The 14218-nt window shown below is 71.4% G+C and carries 11 protein-coding genes and 3 pseudogenes; 7 read left to right on the forward strand and 7 right to left on the reverse strand.

All coding sequences use genetic code 11. The features are described from left to right. A partial coding sequence (locus ACIBNA_RS15380) for a transposase (protein ID WP_399165706.1) occupies positions 1-211 on the reverse strand: 211 nt, incomplete at its 3' end. 216 nt (positions 212-427) lie between these two features. Here ACIBNA_RS15380 and ACIBNA_RS15385 point away from each other — a divergent pair. Next, entirely contained in the window at positions 428-1219 is a 792-nt protein-coding gene (locus tag ACIBNA_RS15385; RefSeq protein WP_399165707.1) for a hypothetical protein, read from the forward strand. 20 nt (positions 1220-1239) lie between these two features. On the opposite strand, the gene ACIBNA_RS15390 is transcribed toward ACIBNA_RS15385, so the two are convergent. The 3 genes from ACIBNA_RS15390 to ACIBNA_RS15400 all read right to left on the reverse strand — a co-directional run bounded on the left by ACIBNA_RS15390 (position 1240) and on the right by ACIBNA_RS15400 (position 4139). Continuing rightward, positions 1240-1881, reverse strand: a complete 642-nt coding sequence (locus ACIBNA_RS15390) for a LuxR C-terminal-related transcriptional regulator (RefSeq protein ID WP_399165708.1) — start codon at positions 1879-1881, stop codon at positions 1240-1242. A gap of 102 nt (positions 1882-1983) precedes the next feature. Further along, positions 1984-2901, reverse strand: a complete 918-nt coding sequence (locus ACIBNA_RS15395) for a TIGR03619 family F420-dependent LLM class oxidoreductase (RefSeq protein ID WP_399165873.1) — start codon at positions 2899-2901, stop codon at positions 1984-1986. A gap of 2 nt (positions 2902-2903) precedes the next feature. Next, positions 2904-4139, reverse strand: a complete 1236-nt coding sequence (locus tag ACIBNA_RS15400) for an amidohydrolase family protein (RefSeq protein ID WP_399165709.1) — start codon at positions 4137-4139, stop codon at positions 2904-2906. Positions 4140-4356: 217 nt separating this feature from the next. On the opposite strand from ACIBNA_RS15400, the gene ACIBNA_RS15405 reads away from it, so the two are divergent. Both ACIBNA_RS15405 and ACIBNA_RS15410 read left to right on the forward strand, forming a co-directional pair. Continuing rightward, positions 4357-7368, forward strand: a complete 3012-nt coding sequence (locus tag ACIBNA_RS15405; protein WP_399165710.1) for a BTAD domain-containing putative transcriptional regulator — start codon at positions 4357-4359, stop codon at positions 7366-7368. Between the two features lie 231 nt (positions 7369-7599). Then, a complete protein-coding gene (locus ACIBNA_RS15410; protein WP_399165711.1) occupies positions 7600-7785 on the forward strand; it encodes a hypothetical protein in 186 nt (61 codons plus the stop codon). A 114-nt stretch (positions 7786-7899) separates the two neighbouring features. Here the strand turns inward: ACIBNA_RS15410 and ACIBNA_RS15415 are convergent, their stop codons facing one another. Then, the gene (locus ACIBNA_RS15415; protein WP_399165712.1) at positions 7900-8295 is read right to left on the reverse strand and encodes a hypothetical protein; all 396 of its coding nucleotides are present in this window, start codon (positions 8293-8295) and stop codon (positions 7900-7902) included. After that, positions 8295-8561 carry a hypothetical protein gene (locus tag ACIBNA_RS15420; protein WP_399165713.1) on the reverse strand — a complete coding sequence of 89 codons (267 nt, stop codon included), beginning with the start codon at positions 8559-8561 and terminating at the stop codon, positions 8295-8297. The genes ACIBNA_RS15415 and ACIBNA_RS15420 overlap by 1 nt, the downstream gene beginning before the upstream one ends. Before the next feature lie 116 nt (positions 8562-8677). Here ACIBNA_RS15420 and ACIBNA_RS15425 point away from each other — a divergent pair. The 3 pseudogenes from ACIBNA_RS15425 to ACIBNA_RS15435 form a co-directional block, all read left to right on the forward strand. Then, positions 8678-9214: pseudogene (locus ACIBNA_RS15425) on the forward strand (SMP-30/gluconolactonase/LRE family protein); the annotation flags it as partial. Positions 9215-9403: 189 nt separating this feature from the next. After that, a pseudogene (locus ACIBNA_RS15430) lies at positions 9404-10963 on the forward strand (IS200/IS605 family accessory protein TnpB-related protein). Positions 10964-10969: 6 nt separating this feature from the next. Next, a pseudogene (locus ACIBNA_RS15435) lies at positions 10970-11359 on the forward strand (SMP-30/gluconolactonase/LRE family protein); the annotation flags it as partial. On the opposite strand, the gene ACIBNA_RS15440 reads toward ACIBNA_RS15435, so the two are convergent. Next, positions 11349-12959: a FadD3 family acyl-CoA ligase gene (locus tag ACIBNA_RS15440; RefSeq protein ID WP_399165714.1), complete on the reverse strand. Its 1611-nt coding sequence runs from the start codon at positions 12957-12959 to the stop codon at positions 11349-11351. The pseudogene ACIBNA_RS15435 and the gene ACIBNA_RS15440 sit on opposite strands and share 11 nt — an antisense overlap. 97 nt (positions 12960-13056) lie before the next feature. Between ACIBNA_RS15440 and ACIBNA_RS15445 the strand changes: the two genes are divergently transcribed. Next, a complete protein-coding gene (locus ACIBNA_RS15445; RefSeq protein WP_399165715.1) occupies positions 13057-14217 on the forward strand; it encodes a lipid-transfer protein in 1161 nt (386 codons plus the stop codon). Position 14218: the final 1 nt, after the last annotated feature.

Raw genomic sequence — 14218 nt, forward strand, 5'->3', positions numbered from 1 at the left:
GCAGCGCGGAGGACGTCCCCGCGATGTCCACCGCCCACCGGACCTCGTCGGCCAGCTCCATGATCTCGCCCAGTGCGGTGAGGATCGCCGACTCGCCGTTGTCGATCTTCTTCGACCACAGGGTCGCACCGGTCTCGTCGACCACCGCGGCCCAGTGGTGGCCCTTGCCGGCGTCGATGCCGACCCAGACCTGGGCCTGTCGCTGACTCACTCGCCCCTCCTCGGCTCCAACAGCAGATTGCCAGTGGCCCGAGGAACACCCCGCCGTCATCTCCGTAAACAGCGACCGCACAAGGCGCGCACATCTCAATCAGCAGCCAGGGCGCCCCGGAGAGCCGGACGGCCACTCCTGCGGAGCCACTGAAGGCAAGACCCCATCAGCCACATCCGGCCCTCCCGGGCCACCCCACAACTTACGGAGAACCCCATGACACGCACCGGCCGCACGAGAAGCCACCGGAGCAAGAAGAAGCGCATCACCCTCGCGCTGGCCCCGGTGGCGGCCGTCGCGGTGGCCGTGCCGCTGATGAACCCCGCGGGCGCCGCCACCCCTTCCGAGGTGACCGCCGACTGCTCGGCGGACTCGGACAAGCTGGAGAACTGCGAGTTCGTCGACGTCCAGTTCAAGCGGGACAGCCTCGGGCCCAACCAGCGCGTCTCCGCGGTGACCGACAACTGCGGATCGACGAGCACCGCCTCGAAGACCTTCAACGTGAGCACGTCCGTCACCAGGACCATCCAGCTGGAGGACGGATTCACCGCGGCCGCCGACACGAAACTCGGCAATTCCTTCTTCGAGATCGGCGCGAAGTTCAGCACGTCCGAGATCAACATCACGCGTGACGACAAGACCACCACCTTGCAGTTCAGCAGGACGGACACCGTGCAGGCGGACAGCATCGGGTTCTTCATGTGGTCCGCGAAGCGCACCGATGTGAGCGGCTACCTCAAGGCCACGTACAAGGAGGCGCAGGACGGGGGCAAGGTCTTCTTCTCCCCGAGCGAGGGCGCCACGAGCGTGCACGTCTTCTATCCGCAGATCCTGAAGAACGGCACCCCCGACGGGCGGCTGTGGCTGCGCAACGTGAAATGCGGAACGCCTCAGGCGTCGGGACTGCTCAATTCCACGCGTGCTCTGAGGTCCGAACCGGGATTCGGTGAGGCCGGCGAGAACATCACCGACGTCGAGATCCCGCTGTCGGAGATTCCGGCGCCGTAGCCGGAGAACCTCCGAGGTTCTCAGATGCGAAGCACGGGCGCGGCTCCCAGCCACCTCAGGACCGCGTCCGTGCTGCCGCGTGCGTCCAGCTTGGCGTAGATGTTGCTGAGGTTGTTGCGGACGGTCTTCTCGCTCAGCCGTAACCGCAGCCCGATCTCCTGAGCGCCCAGCCCGGTCGACAGCAGCTCCATGATCTGCCGCTCGCGCGGCGAGAGCTGCCCGCGCAGCCGCTCCAGCGCCGTGTCGTGCGTGGACGACGCCCGGCGGGCCCCCTCGCGCAGGGCCGCGCAGGCCGCCGGGGAGAGGTAGGTGTGCCCGATGGTGGCCCCGACGACGGCCGAGGAGAGCATGCAGGTGCAGTAGTCGCCCTCGACCAGATACCCGGCGCCGCCCCGGAACACCTCCACGATGGTCTCGGCGTCCCGGTGCGGACCGATCACGATCAGCGGCACGCCGCCTGCCCGCAACTCCCGCAGGGCGTCCACCGGTTCGGCGCAGCGCAGGACGACGACGTCCACGCCGCCCGGGACGCGGAAGGGCGGGGGCGGGCGCAGGCTCACCACCCGCTCGACGTACGGGTCGTCCGGGGCCGGCCAGTCGGGATGCGGCCAGGTGCCCTCGGGGCAGGCGAGGGCGACGGAGAGTTTCCGGGAAGTGCGCACGTCATTGTGTCCTTCCGCCGAAGCCGTACGTGTCCGTACGTGTCCGTACGTCCGTACATACGGAGGCCGACGTGGACATGTTCAAGCTTTCAAGGAACGCGCTTACGGCAGCAGCGGCGCGACCTCCTCCCCGAACTGCCCGATCTGCTGGGCGAGTTCGTCCCGGGTGCGGCTGCGGAACCGCACCTGGACCTGGTCCACCCCCATCGCGGAAAAGGCCCGCAACGACTCGGCGATGGCGTCGGCGGGCCCGCTGAGCGTCCGCCGCCCGACGTCCCAGCCCGCCGTCCCGACGTACAGGGGCTCGGCGATGGCTCCCACGGTGAACGGCCCCTCGATCCCGGCCTCTTCCCTGAGCCGCCGTATCCGCGCGATCCGGTCCGGCAGCAGGTCCCTCGGGTCTCCCTGCGGCAGCCAGCCGTCGCCCTTGAGCGCGGCCCGTCGCAGGGCGGCGGGCGAGGACCCGCCAACCCAGAGGGGGACACGGTCCTGGGCCGGGCGGGGCCGCTGCCCGAGTCCCTCGAAGTCGTACAGCTTGCCGTGGTGTTCGGGGAACTCCTGCGGCCCGAGGGCGGCGCGCAGGGCGTCGACCGACTCGTCCAGCACGGCCCCGCGCCGCTCGAAGTCGGCCCCCAGCGCCTCGAACTCCTCCCGGACGTGCCCGGCCCCGACCCCGAGGACCAGCCGGCCGCCCGACAGATGGTCGAGGGTGGCGTACTGCTTGGCGGTGAGCAGCGGATGCCGCAGGCCCACCACGGCGACGTGGCTGAGCAGCCGGGTCCGCTCGGTGGCCGCCGCGAGGAAGGCGAGGGTGGCGACCGGGTCGTACCAGACCGTGCTCATCGCGGAGGCGAGGCGGCGCGGGATGGCGACGTGGTCGCAGCACGCCAGGTAGGCGAAGCCGGCGCGGTCGGCGGCGCGAGCGACGGCGAGGAGGTCCTCGGGTCCGGCGGCGGCTTCCCAGGGTTCGGCGTAGATCGTGCTCTGGGACTGGACCGGGAGCTGGATCCCGTAGGCCAGGCTCACCTCGCCCCGTCCCACAGCCCGTCGTCGGTCAGCCCCAGCAGCTCGATCGCGTTCCGCCGCACGATCCGCTCCACCACCTCGGGATCCAGGTGCCCCATCTGCGCCTGGCCGACCTCGCGGGACTTGGGCCAGGTGCTGTCGGAGTGGGGGTAGTCGGTCTCGTACAGGACGTTGCCCAGGCCGATGGCGTCCAGGTTGCGCAGCCCGAAGGCGTCGTCGAAGAAGCAGCCGTAGACGTGCTCGGCGAACAGCTCGGACGGCGGCCGGTGCACCTTGTCGGCGACGCCGCCCCAGCCGCGGTTCTCCTCCCACACGACGTCGGCCCGCTCCAGGATGTAGGGAATCCAGCCGATCTGCCCCTCCGCGTACATCACTTTCAGATTCGGGAACTGCTCGAACTTGCCGCTCATCAGCCAGTCGACCATCGAGAAGCAGCAGTTGGCGAAGGTGATGGTGGAGCCGACGGCGGGCGGGGCGTCGGCGGAGGTGGAGGGCATACGGCTGCTGCTGCCGATGTGCATGGCGACGACCGTGCCGGTCTCGTCGCACGCGGCGAGGAAGGGGTCCCAGTCGTCGGTGTGGATGGAGGGGAGCCCGAGGTACGGCGGTATCTCGGAGAAGGCGACGGCACGGACACCGCGGGCGGCGTTCCGTCGGACCTCCTCGGCGGCCAGCTCAGGGTCCCAGAGAGGGATCAGGGTGAGCGGGATGAGCCGCCCGTGCGCCTCGGGGCCGCACCACTCCTCCACCATCCAGTCGTTGTATGCACGGACGCAGAGCAGTCCCAGCTCGTGGTCCTTCGCCTCGGTGAAGGTCTGGCCGCAAAAACGCGGGAACGTCGGGAAGCAGAGGGCGGACTGGACGTGGTTGACGTCCATGTCGGCGAGCCGGGCCGGGACGTCGTAGGAACCGGGCCGCATCTGCTCGTAGGTGATGACCTCCAGGCGTATCTCGTCCCTGTCGTACCCGACGGCGGTGTCGAGGCGGGTCAGGGGCCGGCGGAGGTCCTCGTAGACCCACCAGTCACCGACGGGACCCTCGTCGCCGGGCCCGCCCATGACGGGCTTGAAGCGCCCGCCGAGGAACGTCATCTCCTTCACGGGCGCACGGACGATCCGGGGTCCGGCGCCCCGGTACTTCTCCGGGAGCCGGTCCTGCCAGACGGTCGCGGGCTCCACCGTGTGGTCGTCCACGGAGATGATCAGCGGAAACGTGCTGTCGTGGGTGTCCATGGCGCTCACGGTAGCGCCGATCTGACGGAGCGTCAGCTACGTGAGCGGGGGCGGGTTCCGGCCGCGATGGCCGGGCTGGGGCGGGCGGGTGCGGAGAGAGTGTGCGGACCTTGTGGACTCCCGTGCGTCGCCCTGTGATCGGTGTCCCCCACGGCTGACGTATCCGCCGCGCACAAGGCAAACTGGCGTGGTTGCTCAGGATGTCTAGGGGGACTGCATGGACGGGGTACCGGACGGTGTACCGCGCGTACCGGAGCAGCGGCGTTCCGACTCCTCGGCACAGCCGCCGAGGTCACCGGAGTCGGCGGAGTCGGGGGGATCGACGGCGCGGGCGGCGCTGCGCTTCGGCGTGCTCGGGCCGGTGCGCGCCTGGCGTGGCGACGAGCCGCTCACCACCGGTTCCCCCCAGCAGCGCGCCCTGCTCGCCGCCCTGCTGCTGCGCGAGGGCCGTACCGCCACGGCCGCGGAGCTGATCGACGCCCTGTGGGGTGAGGAACCGCCCTCGCAGGCCCTGGCGGCGCTGCGGACGTACGCCTCTCGTCTGCGCAAGGTGCTGGACTCCGGCGTCCTGGTCAGCGAATCCGGCGGATACGCGATACGGGGCCTCGGCGACGGCGCCCTGGACCTGGCCGTCGCCCAGGACCTGGCGACCGAGGCGGAGAAGGCCCGGTCGGCCGGCGACCTCTGCCAGGCCCGTGAGGTGCTGCGGCGGGCCCTCGCCCTGTGGGACGGGGAGACGCTGGCCGGCGTACCCGGCCCGTACGCGGAGGCACAGCGCGTCCGCCTGGAGGAATGGCGGCTCCAGCTCGTCGAATCCCGCCTGGACATGGACCTGGAGCAGGGCTGCCACGCGGAGGCGGTCTCGGAGCTCACCGCCCTCACCGCTACCCATCCGCTCCGCGAGCGGCTCCGCGAACTGCTGATGCTGGCGCTGTACCGCAGCGGCCGGCAGGCCGAGGCCCTCGCGGTGTACGCCGACACGCGCCGTCTGCTCGCCGACGAACTGGGCGTGGACCCGCGCCCCGGCCTGAGCGAACTGCAACAGCGGATCCTCCAGGCCGACCCGGGACTGGCGGAGCCCTCCTCCCCGGCCCCCGAGCCGGCCTCCGTCCTGGTCCGCCCGGCCCAGCTGCCGGCGACGGTGCCGGACTTCACCGGCCGCTCCGGCTTCGTGCGCGAGCTCGGCGACATCCTGGCCTCCGCCGAGAACCGGGTCATGGCGGTCTCGGCCCTGGCCGGCATCGGCGGCGTGGGCAAGACGACCCTCGCCGTGCACGTGGCCCACCAGGCGCGCGGGGCGTTCCCGGACGGGCAGTTGTACGTCGACCTGCAGGGCGCGGGCGCCCGGGCGGCGGAGCCGGAGACGGTCCTGGGCTCCTTCCTGCGTGCCCTCGGCACGGCCGACTCGGCGATCCCCGACTCCCTGGAGGAGCGCGCGGCGCTCTACCGCTCGGTCCTGGCCGGCCGCCGCGTCCTGGTCCTGCTGGACAACGCCCGCGACGCCGCCCAGGTACGCCCCCTGCTGCCCGGCACGGACGGCTGCGCCGCCCTGGTCACCTCCCGGATGCGGATGGTGGACCTGGCGGGCGCCCATCTGATCGACCTGGACGTGATGGCGCCGGACGAGGCCCTGGCGCTGTTCACGAAGATCGTGGGCGAGGAGCGGGTGGTGTCCGAGCGGAAGGCCGCCCTGGACGTGGTGGCGGCCTGCGGCTTCCTGCCGCTCGCGATCCGCATCGCGGCCTCCCGCCTGGCGGCCCGCCGTACCTGGACGGTGTCGGTCCTCGCGGCGAAGCTCGCCGACGAACGCCGCCGCCTGGACGAACTCCAGGCCGGCGACCTGGCGGTGAAGGCCACCTTCGAGCTGGGCTACGGACAGCTGGAGCCCGCCCAGGCCCGCGCCTTCCGCCTGCTGGGCCTGGCCGACGGCCCGGACATCTCCCTCCCGGCCGCGGCGGCGATCCTGGACCTGCCCGTGGAGGACACCGAGGACCTCCTGGAATCCCTGGTGGACACCTCCCTGCTGGAGTCGGCCGCTCCCGGCCGCTACCGCTTCCACGATCTGGTACGGCTCTACGCGCGTGCCTGTGCGGAAAGGGACGAGCTGCCGCCGAGCGAGCGGGGAGCGGCGCTGTCACGCCTGCTGGACTTCTATCTGGCGTCCGCGGCCGGGGTGTACGCGATCGAGCGGCCCGGTGACGGGCTGGTGGACCATCTGGAGCCGACCTCGTATCCGGGGCTGCGGTTCGAGAACCGGCACACGGCGCGGGACTGGCTGTACGCGGAGGCCATCTGTCTCCTCGCGTGCGTGCGGCAGTCCGCGGGACATCCGGACACCCTCCCCCGGGCGATCGACCTGCTGTGGGCCGCGCACGACCTCTCCGAGTCGGGAGCCAACTCCAGGGAGTACGAGGCGACGGCCGAGGCACTCCTGGGCGCGGCGCGGCAGTTCGGCCTCACGCGGTCGGAAGCCCGGGCGCTCACGACGCTCGTCAACGTCCACCACGTCGGCGGCCGCTTCGAGCGGGCGGACCAGGAGGCGGAACGGGTCATCGTCCTCGCGCAGGAGGCCGACGACCTGCTTCCCGTCTGCTGGGCCCGCAACGCGCGCGGCATCATCGCGCTGTACCAGAACCGGCACGAGGACGGCGAGGAACACCTCTCCCGGGCCATCGAACACTTCCGGGCTCTGGGCAACCGCCCCGGCGAGGCCTCCGCGCTCTGCAACCTCTCCCGGATCCACCTCGCGACCGGGCGCACCCAGAGCGCGGTCGCGCTGGCCCAGGAGGGCATCGACATCTACGACGCCATGGGCAACTCCATGCGCGGGGCCAACGCCCGCTACGCCCTGGGCCTCGCCCTCACCCAGAGCGGTGAGCTGGGCGACGCGGCCGGCCGGCTCCAGGAGGCGCTGGAGGTGTTCCGTAACAGCAGGCAGCGCCTCTGGGAGGGCATGAGCCTGTTCCGGCTGGCCGAGGTGGACCTCGCCGCCCGGCGCCCCGCACAGGCCGCCGCCAACGCCGAGATGGCCCTCACCGTGCTGCGGGGCATCGGCGGGGAGTGGCGGCGGGGCAACGTCCTCACCGTCCTCGGCCGCGCGCTCAGCGGCATAGGACAGACCGGCCGGGCCCAGGTCTGCTGGCAGGAGGCGGCGGCGATCTACGAGGAGCTGGGCTCGCCCGAGGCCGCCGCCGTGCGCGCGCTGCTGTCCCCGGTACGGGCGGCCTGAGGCCTGGCGCGCCCGCGTTCATCATTCGTTTATCGCTCCACGCCATGCTTGAGGCAGTCGATCCGTCGCGTCGGGGGGCAGACGGGTCACTGCGCAGGGCCTCGCACCGCCGAACTAGGTCCAGGGCCTAGGGTGAGCGGCCCAGGCGGGCCCGCCCGGTCGCCCTCGGGGGAGTGACCGGTCGGGCCCGCCGACCTCACTGTTTGATCATGCCAAGGGGAGTTGACGATCATGGGCGACGAGCTCAAGCCGCAGGACCTGCACGCCACGGGCGGCACGGACGGCGAGGCATCGACGGAGGACCTGCACGCCACGGAGGAGGGGGCCGTGAAGACGCAGGACCTGCACGCCACCGACGAGCCGCTGGAGACCAAGGACCTGCACGCCACGTCGGAGCCCTTCAAGCCGACCAAGTAGGCGACCGGCCCAGGCGACGGGCGATGTAAGCCATCTCCACACGGGGTTCGGCCGCGGCGGCGCGGAGGGGGAGCCGTCGCGGCCGAGGCGTGTGCCGGAAGCGGGGCCGTCCGGCTACGACGGAACGACCCTCACACCCGACCCGCAGAGCTTTCCCATGTCGTCCTCGTCGGACGTGAAGAGCACCACGCCTCCGGGCTGCCGGCCCGCGATCACGGCCAAGGCCGCGTCGATGGCGTACTTGTGGCCGTGCAGGCCCGTGTCCTGGAGCAGCGCGACAGCGGCATCGGCGACCTCCCGCGTCACGGGTTCCACCACGACACGGGACATCGCCCACGCCCAGGCCGCGCGCTGCACCCGGCCGTGGTACGCCTCGATCAGCGTCATGGAGCTGGTCACGACGCGGATGCCGCAGCGGTGGGCGTCCTTGAGCCGCGCGAGCATCGCCCGGTCACCCAGCACGGTGCGCGACAGCGCCTCGCAGTCCAGCACGTAGCAGGACGGCCGCATCAACTCGCCTTCCGGTGCTGCTCACCCTGCTCCGCGAAGCGGCTCTCGAACTCTCTGCGCTCGGCTTCGGCCGACGCCATCTCGTCGTCGGTGACGGGGCCGTGTTCCCCCTCCAGCCACGCCACCAGCTCACCGAGCCGGTCCTGCTCCCGCTGACGCTCTATGGCCCGCGTGACATAGGCACTGAAGCCGCCGGACCCGACCTCCTGCCGGATCTCCTCGGCGAGCTCCTCCGGGAGGGTCACGGTGTACTTCTTCGTTGCCATACCGTTCACCATACCCGGGTCGGAGGAGTTCGGCCCGGTGGCGTGCGCTGCCGCTCCGGGCGCGCGATAGTGGGCCCGGAACGATCACGATCGGCCCGACCTCGAAGGTGGCCCCCATGCCCGGCGAGCAACCGCAGACGTACGAGACGCTCGACGAGCGGTTCCGGACCGGCCGGTGTCAGGCGGGGGACTCGCGGCTGGAGACGTTGTTCGAGGGGTGCCGGTGGGCCGAGGGGCCGGTGTACGTGCCGGCCGGGCGGTATCTGCTGTGGAGCGACATCCCGAACGACCGGCTGCTGCGGTGGGACGAGACCAGCGGGGCCGTCGGGGTGTTCCGCTCGCCCGCCGGGTATCCCAACGGCAACACCCTGGACGGCCAGGGCCGGCTCATCACCTGCGAGCAGGGCAACCGGCGGGTGACCCGGACCGAGCACGACGGTTCGGTCACGGTGATCGCCGAGCGGTTCCGGGGGAAGCGGCTCAACAGCCCGAACGACGCCGTCGTGAGGTCCGACGGGTCGGTGTGGTTCTCCGATCCCGAGTTCGGGATCGCGACCGACTACGAGGGGCACCGCGCGCAGAGCGAGATCGGCGCCCGGAACGTGTACCGCGTGGACCCCGGCAGCGGCGAGGTGCGCGTGGCCGCCGAGGGGTTGTGAGCTGTTGCTGGTTGAGTGCGTATGAGTGTGTTCTGGCGTGTGTGAGTGAGTGTCCGGGCTGCGGCGTGCGTCATTTCCGGGGAGGGAACGGGAGTTCGCGGATCGAATGCGTGACCTTTTCATGGACGTGGTCGTTGGGTGGGTGACAGGCGTGCCCGGGGCGTGTGTGGAAGGGGGGATGGGGTGAGTGTGCCGCGTGAGTTTTCGGCGCCGTTCGTTGTCCTTGGCCCGTCCGGGGTGGCGATCCGTACCCGGCTCAAGGGCCTGACCGCTGGGGACGAGGAGGTGCTGCGGCTGGTCGGCGCGCATCTCGGATCCCTGGCTTCCCGTGACTTGAAGCGGCGCTGCGCCGAGGGGCTGGAGCACTCCACGGACACGTGGGCGCAGCGCAAGCGTGCTCTGAGCGGGGAGTCCTCCTCGCGGTGGGCGGGCAGTATCACCAAGGCGACGCATGATCAGTGGGCGCTGTCGCGGCGTGCGCAGCTCGCCCACATCCAGGCTCTGGAAGCCGGGGTGCGCACGATCGCGCACCGGTTGTCGCTGCCGGTGGGCGAGGAGGGAACCAAACGGGCGCCGGGCGGCTACCGGAGTCGGCAGGAGTGGTTCGCCAAGGCCCGCCGCCTGCACGTGGCGACTGGCCCGCAACCGTCACCACCTCGACCAAGCACAGCTCACCGAGGCCGCATGGCGGCAGCAGTGGGAAGCGACGCGCTGGTTCCTGCAGGCCGACGGCGAGAGCGGGAAGCGGTTCGGGAACGAGACGATCCGCCTCACGCCGGACGGTGAGGTCAGCATCAAGCTCCCCGCGCCGCTGGCGTATCTGGCGAACGCCAGGCACGGCCGGTACGTCCTCACCGGCACCGTCGCCTTCCGCCACCGGGGCGTGGAGTGGGCGGACCGTGTGGCGGCGAACCGGGCCGTGGCCTACCGCATCCACCTCGATACCGACCGGAACCGCTGGTACCTGACCGCCTCGTGGACGATCTCGCCGACTCTGACCGTTCCACTGGCTCAGGTCCGCGCCGGCGGGGTGATCGGTGTCGACACCAACGCCGATCACCTCGCGGCATGGCGCCTGGATGCGCACGGCAACCCGGTCGGCGCACCGCGCCGGTTCTTCTTCGGCCTCGACGGACCCGCCACCTACCGCGACACGCCCAGGTACGGCACGCACTGGTGCGCCTGCTGCACTGGACCAAGCGTCACGGCCTGAGTATCGCGATCGAGGATCTGGACTTCGCCGCGGAGAAGACCCGGGAGAAGCACGGCAGACACAAGCGGTTCCGCAAGCTGATCTCCGGCATGCCTGTGTCCAAGCTGCGGGCACGGCTGGTGTCGATGGCAGCCGAACTCGGCATCTCCATCGTGGCCGTCGACCCGGCCTACACCTCCAAGTGGGGCGCCCAGCACTGGCAGAAACCCCTCACCAGCAACAAACGCGCCACCACCCGGCACGATGCCGCCTCGGTGGCGATCGGAAGGCGCGCCCTCGGGCACCCGATCCGGCGACGGACGGCACCGCCCCGCACCCACCAGAGCGATGGGTGCGGGCATCGGACCGCCCAGGCCGGATTGGGCGCTCAGGGGTGTGAGGAAACCCGCCCCCGCATTCCCGGACCACGGACACGATCCGCGCGCGCCGGACGCGGAGCGAACGCGGGGGACCAGAGTGTCCAACACCGTTCGGGGCACGCGACTGAGCACGGGTTCTGGCAACAGGACTCACTCCCGCTCAGTCTCTAGGAACGGTTCCAGGGCCCCAACGGGCTGGTGTTCTCCCCCGACGAGCGCAAGCTTTTCGTGTCGGACAGCGTGGCCAATCACATCCGCGTCTTCGACGTCCGGCCGAACGGCACCCTGACCGGCGGCGACGTCTTCGCCGAGTGCCGCAGCGGCAACTTCGACAACATCCGGTTCGACGACGAGGGACGCCTGTGGGCCGCCGCCATGCACGGCGGTGTGCACTGCTACGACCCCGACGGCACGCTCCTCGGCCGCATCCTCGTGCCCGGCACCGTCGCCAACATCCGCTTCGGCGGCGCCCGGCGCAACCGGCTGTTCATCGCCGCCGACAGCACCCTCTACTCCCTGGTCATGTCCGTCACCGGGACCCCGCCGCTGCCACCGGTCAGCCGCTGAGGAGGCCGCCGCGCAGCGCCCCCTTCACGACCTTTCCGCTCGCGTTGCGGGGCAGCTCCGCCACGAACTCCACCGTCCTTGGGACCTTGTAGTTGGCCATCTCCCTGCGGGACCAGGCGATCAGGTCGTCCGCCGTCACAAGTGCGCCCGGGCGCCGTACGACGTAGGCCCTGCCGACCTCCCCCAGCCGGGCGTCGGGTACGCCGATCACCGCGACGTCAGCCACGTCCGGGTGCAGGCCCAGGAGTTGCTCTATCTCGGCGGGGTAGGCGTTGAAGCCGCCGACGATGAACATGTCCTTGAGGCGGTCGGTGATGCGCAGGTTGCCCGCGGCGTCCAGGACGCCGACGTCGCCCGTGCGCAGCCAGCCGTCCTCCGTCAGCACCTCGGCGGTGGCGGCCTCGTCCTCGTGGTAGCCGGTCATGACGTTGAAGCCGCGGACCAGGACCTCGCCCGGCGTGCCCGGTTCCAGGGGCTCGCCCCGGGAGTTCACGACCCGCACCTGTGTGCCGGGGATCGCGCGGCCCGACGTCGACGCGATCACCGCCGGGTCGTCGCCGCGCCGGCACATCGTGACGACGCCGCCGGCCTCGGACAGGCCGTAGGCCGTCAGGACCGTGTCGATGCCGAGTTCCCCGCGCAGCCGCTCGACGAGTCTCAGCGGCACCACCGCCGCTCCCGTCACCACGAGGCGCAGTGCCGACAGGTCGTGCGCGTCCCGTGCCGGGTGGTCCAGGAGGGACTGGAGGAGGGTCGGGGGGCCGGGGAGCACGGAGACCCGTTCCGCCGCGATGTTGGCCAGGACCGTGTTCACGTTGAACACCGGCTGGGGGATCATCGTCGCGCCCCGGATCAGGCAGGCGATCACCCCGGCCTTGTAGCCGAAGGTGTGGAAGAACGGGTTGACGATGAGGTAGCGGTCGCCCCGGGTCAGGCCCGCCAGCTCGCTCCAGATGCCGTACGCCCGCAGCGTCTGCGCGTGGGTGATGACCGCGCCCTTCGGACGGCCCGTCGTGCCCGAGGTGAAGACGATGTCCGAGGGCCGGGAGCCGTCGACCGCCTCCGCCCTCGCCCGCACCTGCGCCGCCCCGACCGCCTCTCCGCTCGCCAGGAAGTCCTTCCAGGTGAGGAAGTCGGCCGGGGCGTCCTCCGAGAGGACCACCACTTGCTCCAGGGCCGGCAGGCCGGGCAGCGGAACACCCCCTGGGCCCTGGCCCGCCGCCCTGCGCAGCGACGCCACGTACGACGTGCCGAGGAACGTGCCCGTCACGAACAGCAGCCGCGCCCCGCTGCGGCGCAGGACGTCCGCCGCCTCCGCGCCCTTGAAACGGGTGTTCAACGGCACGAGCACCGCGCCCGCCGAGACCGCGCCCAGGGCGCTGACGATCCAGTCGAGGGTGTTCGGCGCCCAGATGCCGACCCGGTCGCCCGGCCGGATGCCGCCGGCCAGGCAGGCCGCCGCCGCGCGCTCCACACGGGCGCCCAGCTCCGCGTAGGTGATCCGGGTGCGGCCCTCGACGACCGCCTCGGCGTCCGCGTACCGCTCGGCGGCCGCCCGCACCAGGCCCGGGATGCTTCCCCACTCCGTATCCGCTCGCACAGCGCGCCTCCCGAAGACATAGGAGCTGACTGACCGTCAGATTATCGGTAACCTGACGACCTGTCAGCGATCGTTCGGCCCCGGAGGTGCGCGCAGCATGGCAGCAGGATCGGGAGGCCTCAAGGACGCCACCGCCATCGTCGGCATAGGCCAGACGCCCTTCGCCCAGCGGCTGCCCGAGGACGAGCGCACCCTCGCCTGCCGTGCCGTCCTGGCCGCCCTCGACGACGCCGGGATCGCGCCCGGCGAGGTCGACGCCCTCGCTTCCTACACCATGGAGGAGACGGACGAGGTGGAGCTGGCGAAGGCCTGCGGCTTCGGGGACCTCACCTTCTTCGGCAAGGTCGGCTACGGAGGGGGCGGTTCGTGTGCCACCGTCGCCCATCTCGCCGCCGCCGTCGCCACCGGGCAGGCGAGCGTCGGGGTCGCCTGGCGGTCGCGCAAGCGGGGCAGCGGGCCCCGGCCGTGGACCAACACGGCCGTCCAGTTGCCGACCCCGGCCCAGTGGACCCGGCCGTTCGGGCTGCTCAGGCCGGTCGACGAGATCGCCATGCTCGCCCGTCGGTACATGCACGAGTACGGGGCCACCCGCGATCACCTGTTCAACGTCGCCCTGGCCTGCCGGAACCGCGCCAACCAGAACCCCGCCGCGATCATGTACGACCGGCCCCTGACCCGCGAGATGTACATGACGTCCCGGTGGATCAGCGAGCCGCTCTGCCTCTTCGACAACTGCCTGGAGACGGACGGGGCGCTGGCCTGTGTCGTCGTCTCCGGCGAGCGGGCCCGGGACTGCCGCCGGAAACCCGTCTACGTCCATTCCGCCGCCCAGTCGCTCCCCGCCCAGCACCACGGCATGGTCAACTACTGGAACGACGACCCCCTCACCGGCCCGGCCTGGACCGCCGCCCGGCACCTGTGGAAGCACTCCGACCTGACGCCCCAGGACGTGGACGTCGCCCAGATCTACGACGCCTTCACACCCCTGGTCCTGCTGTCCCTGGAGGGCTACGGATTCTGCGGGCGGGGCGAGGGCGGGGCGTTCACCGAGGGCGGGGCGCTGGAGACCGGCGGGCTGCTGCCCGTGAACACCGGCGGGGGCGGGCTGTCCGAGGCCTACGTCCACGGCTTCAACCTCGTCAACGAAGGCGTGAAGCAGTTGCGCGGGACCAGTACCGCGCAGGTGCCGGGCGCGTCGGCCTGTCTGGTCACGGCGGGTGAAGGAGTGCCCACCTCCGCCCTTCTGCTGAGGAGTTGAG

Origin of the sequence: Streptomyces sp. NPDC050164 (genome assembly GCF_044459945.1) — a bacterium.
Classification (GTDB): domain Bacteria; phylum Actinomycetota; class Actinomycetes; order Streptomycetales; family Streptomycetaceae; genus Streptomyces; species Streptomyces coeruleorubidus_A.

Coding starts and splice junctions, on each gene's coding strand:
- ACIBNA_RS15420 (WP_399165713.1), bottom strand. CDS start 8,561: ATGGCAACGAAGAAGTACACCGTGACCCTCCCGGAGGAGCTCGCCGAG.
- ACIBNA_RS15415 (WP_399165712.1), bottom strand. CDS start 8,295: ATGCGGCCGTCCTGCTACGTGCTGGACTGCGAGGCGCTGTCGCGCACC.
- ACIBNA_RS15445 (WP_399165715.1), top strand. CDS start 13,057: ATGGCAGCAGGATCGGGAGGCCTCAAGGACGCCACCGCCATCGTCGGC.
- ACIBNA_RS15385 (WP_399165707.1), top strand. CDS start 428: ATGACACGCACCGGCCGCACGAGAAGCCACCGGAGCAAGAAGAAGCGC.
- ACIBNA_RS15405 (WP_399165710.1), top strand. CDS start 4,357: ATGGACGGGGTACCGGACGGTGTACCGCGCGTACCGGAGCAGCGGCGT.
- ACIBNA_RS15400 (WP_399165709.1), bottom strand. CDS start 4,139: ATGGACACCCACGACAGCACGTTTCCGCTGATCATCTCCGTGGACGAC.
- ACIBNA_RS15410 (WP_399165711.1), top strand. CDS start 7,600: ATGGGCGACGAGCTCAAGCCGCAGGACCTGCACGCCACGGGCGGCACG.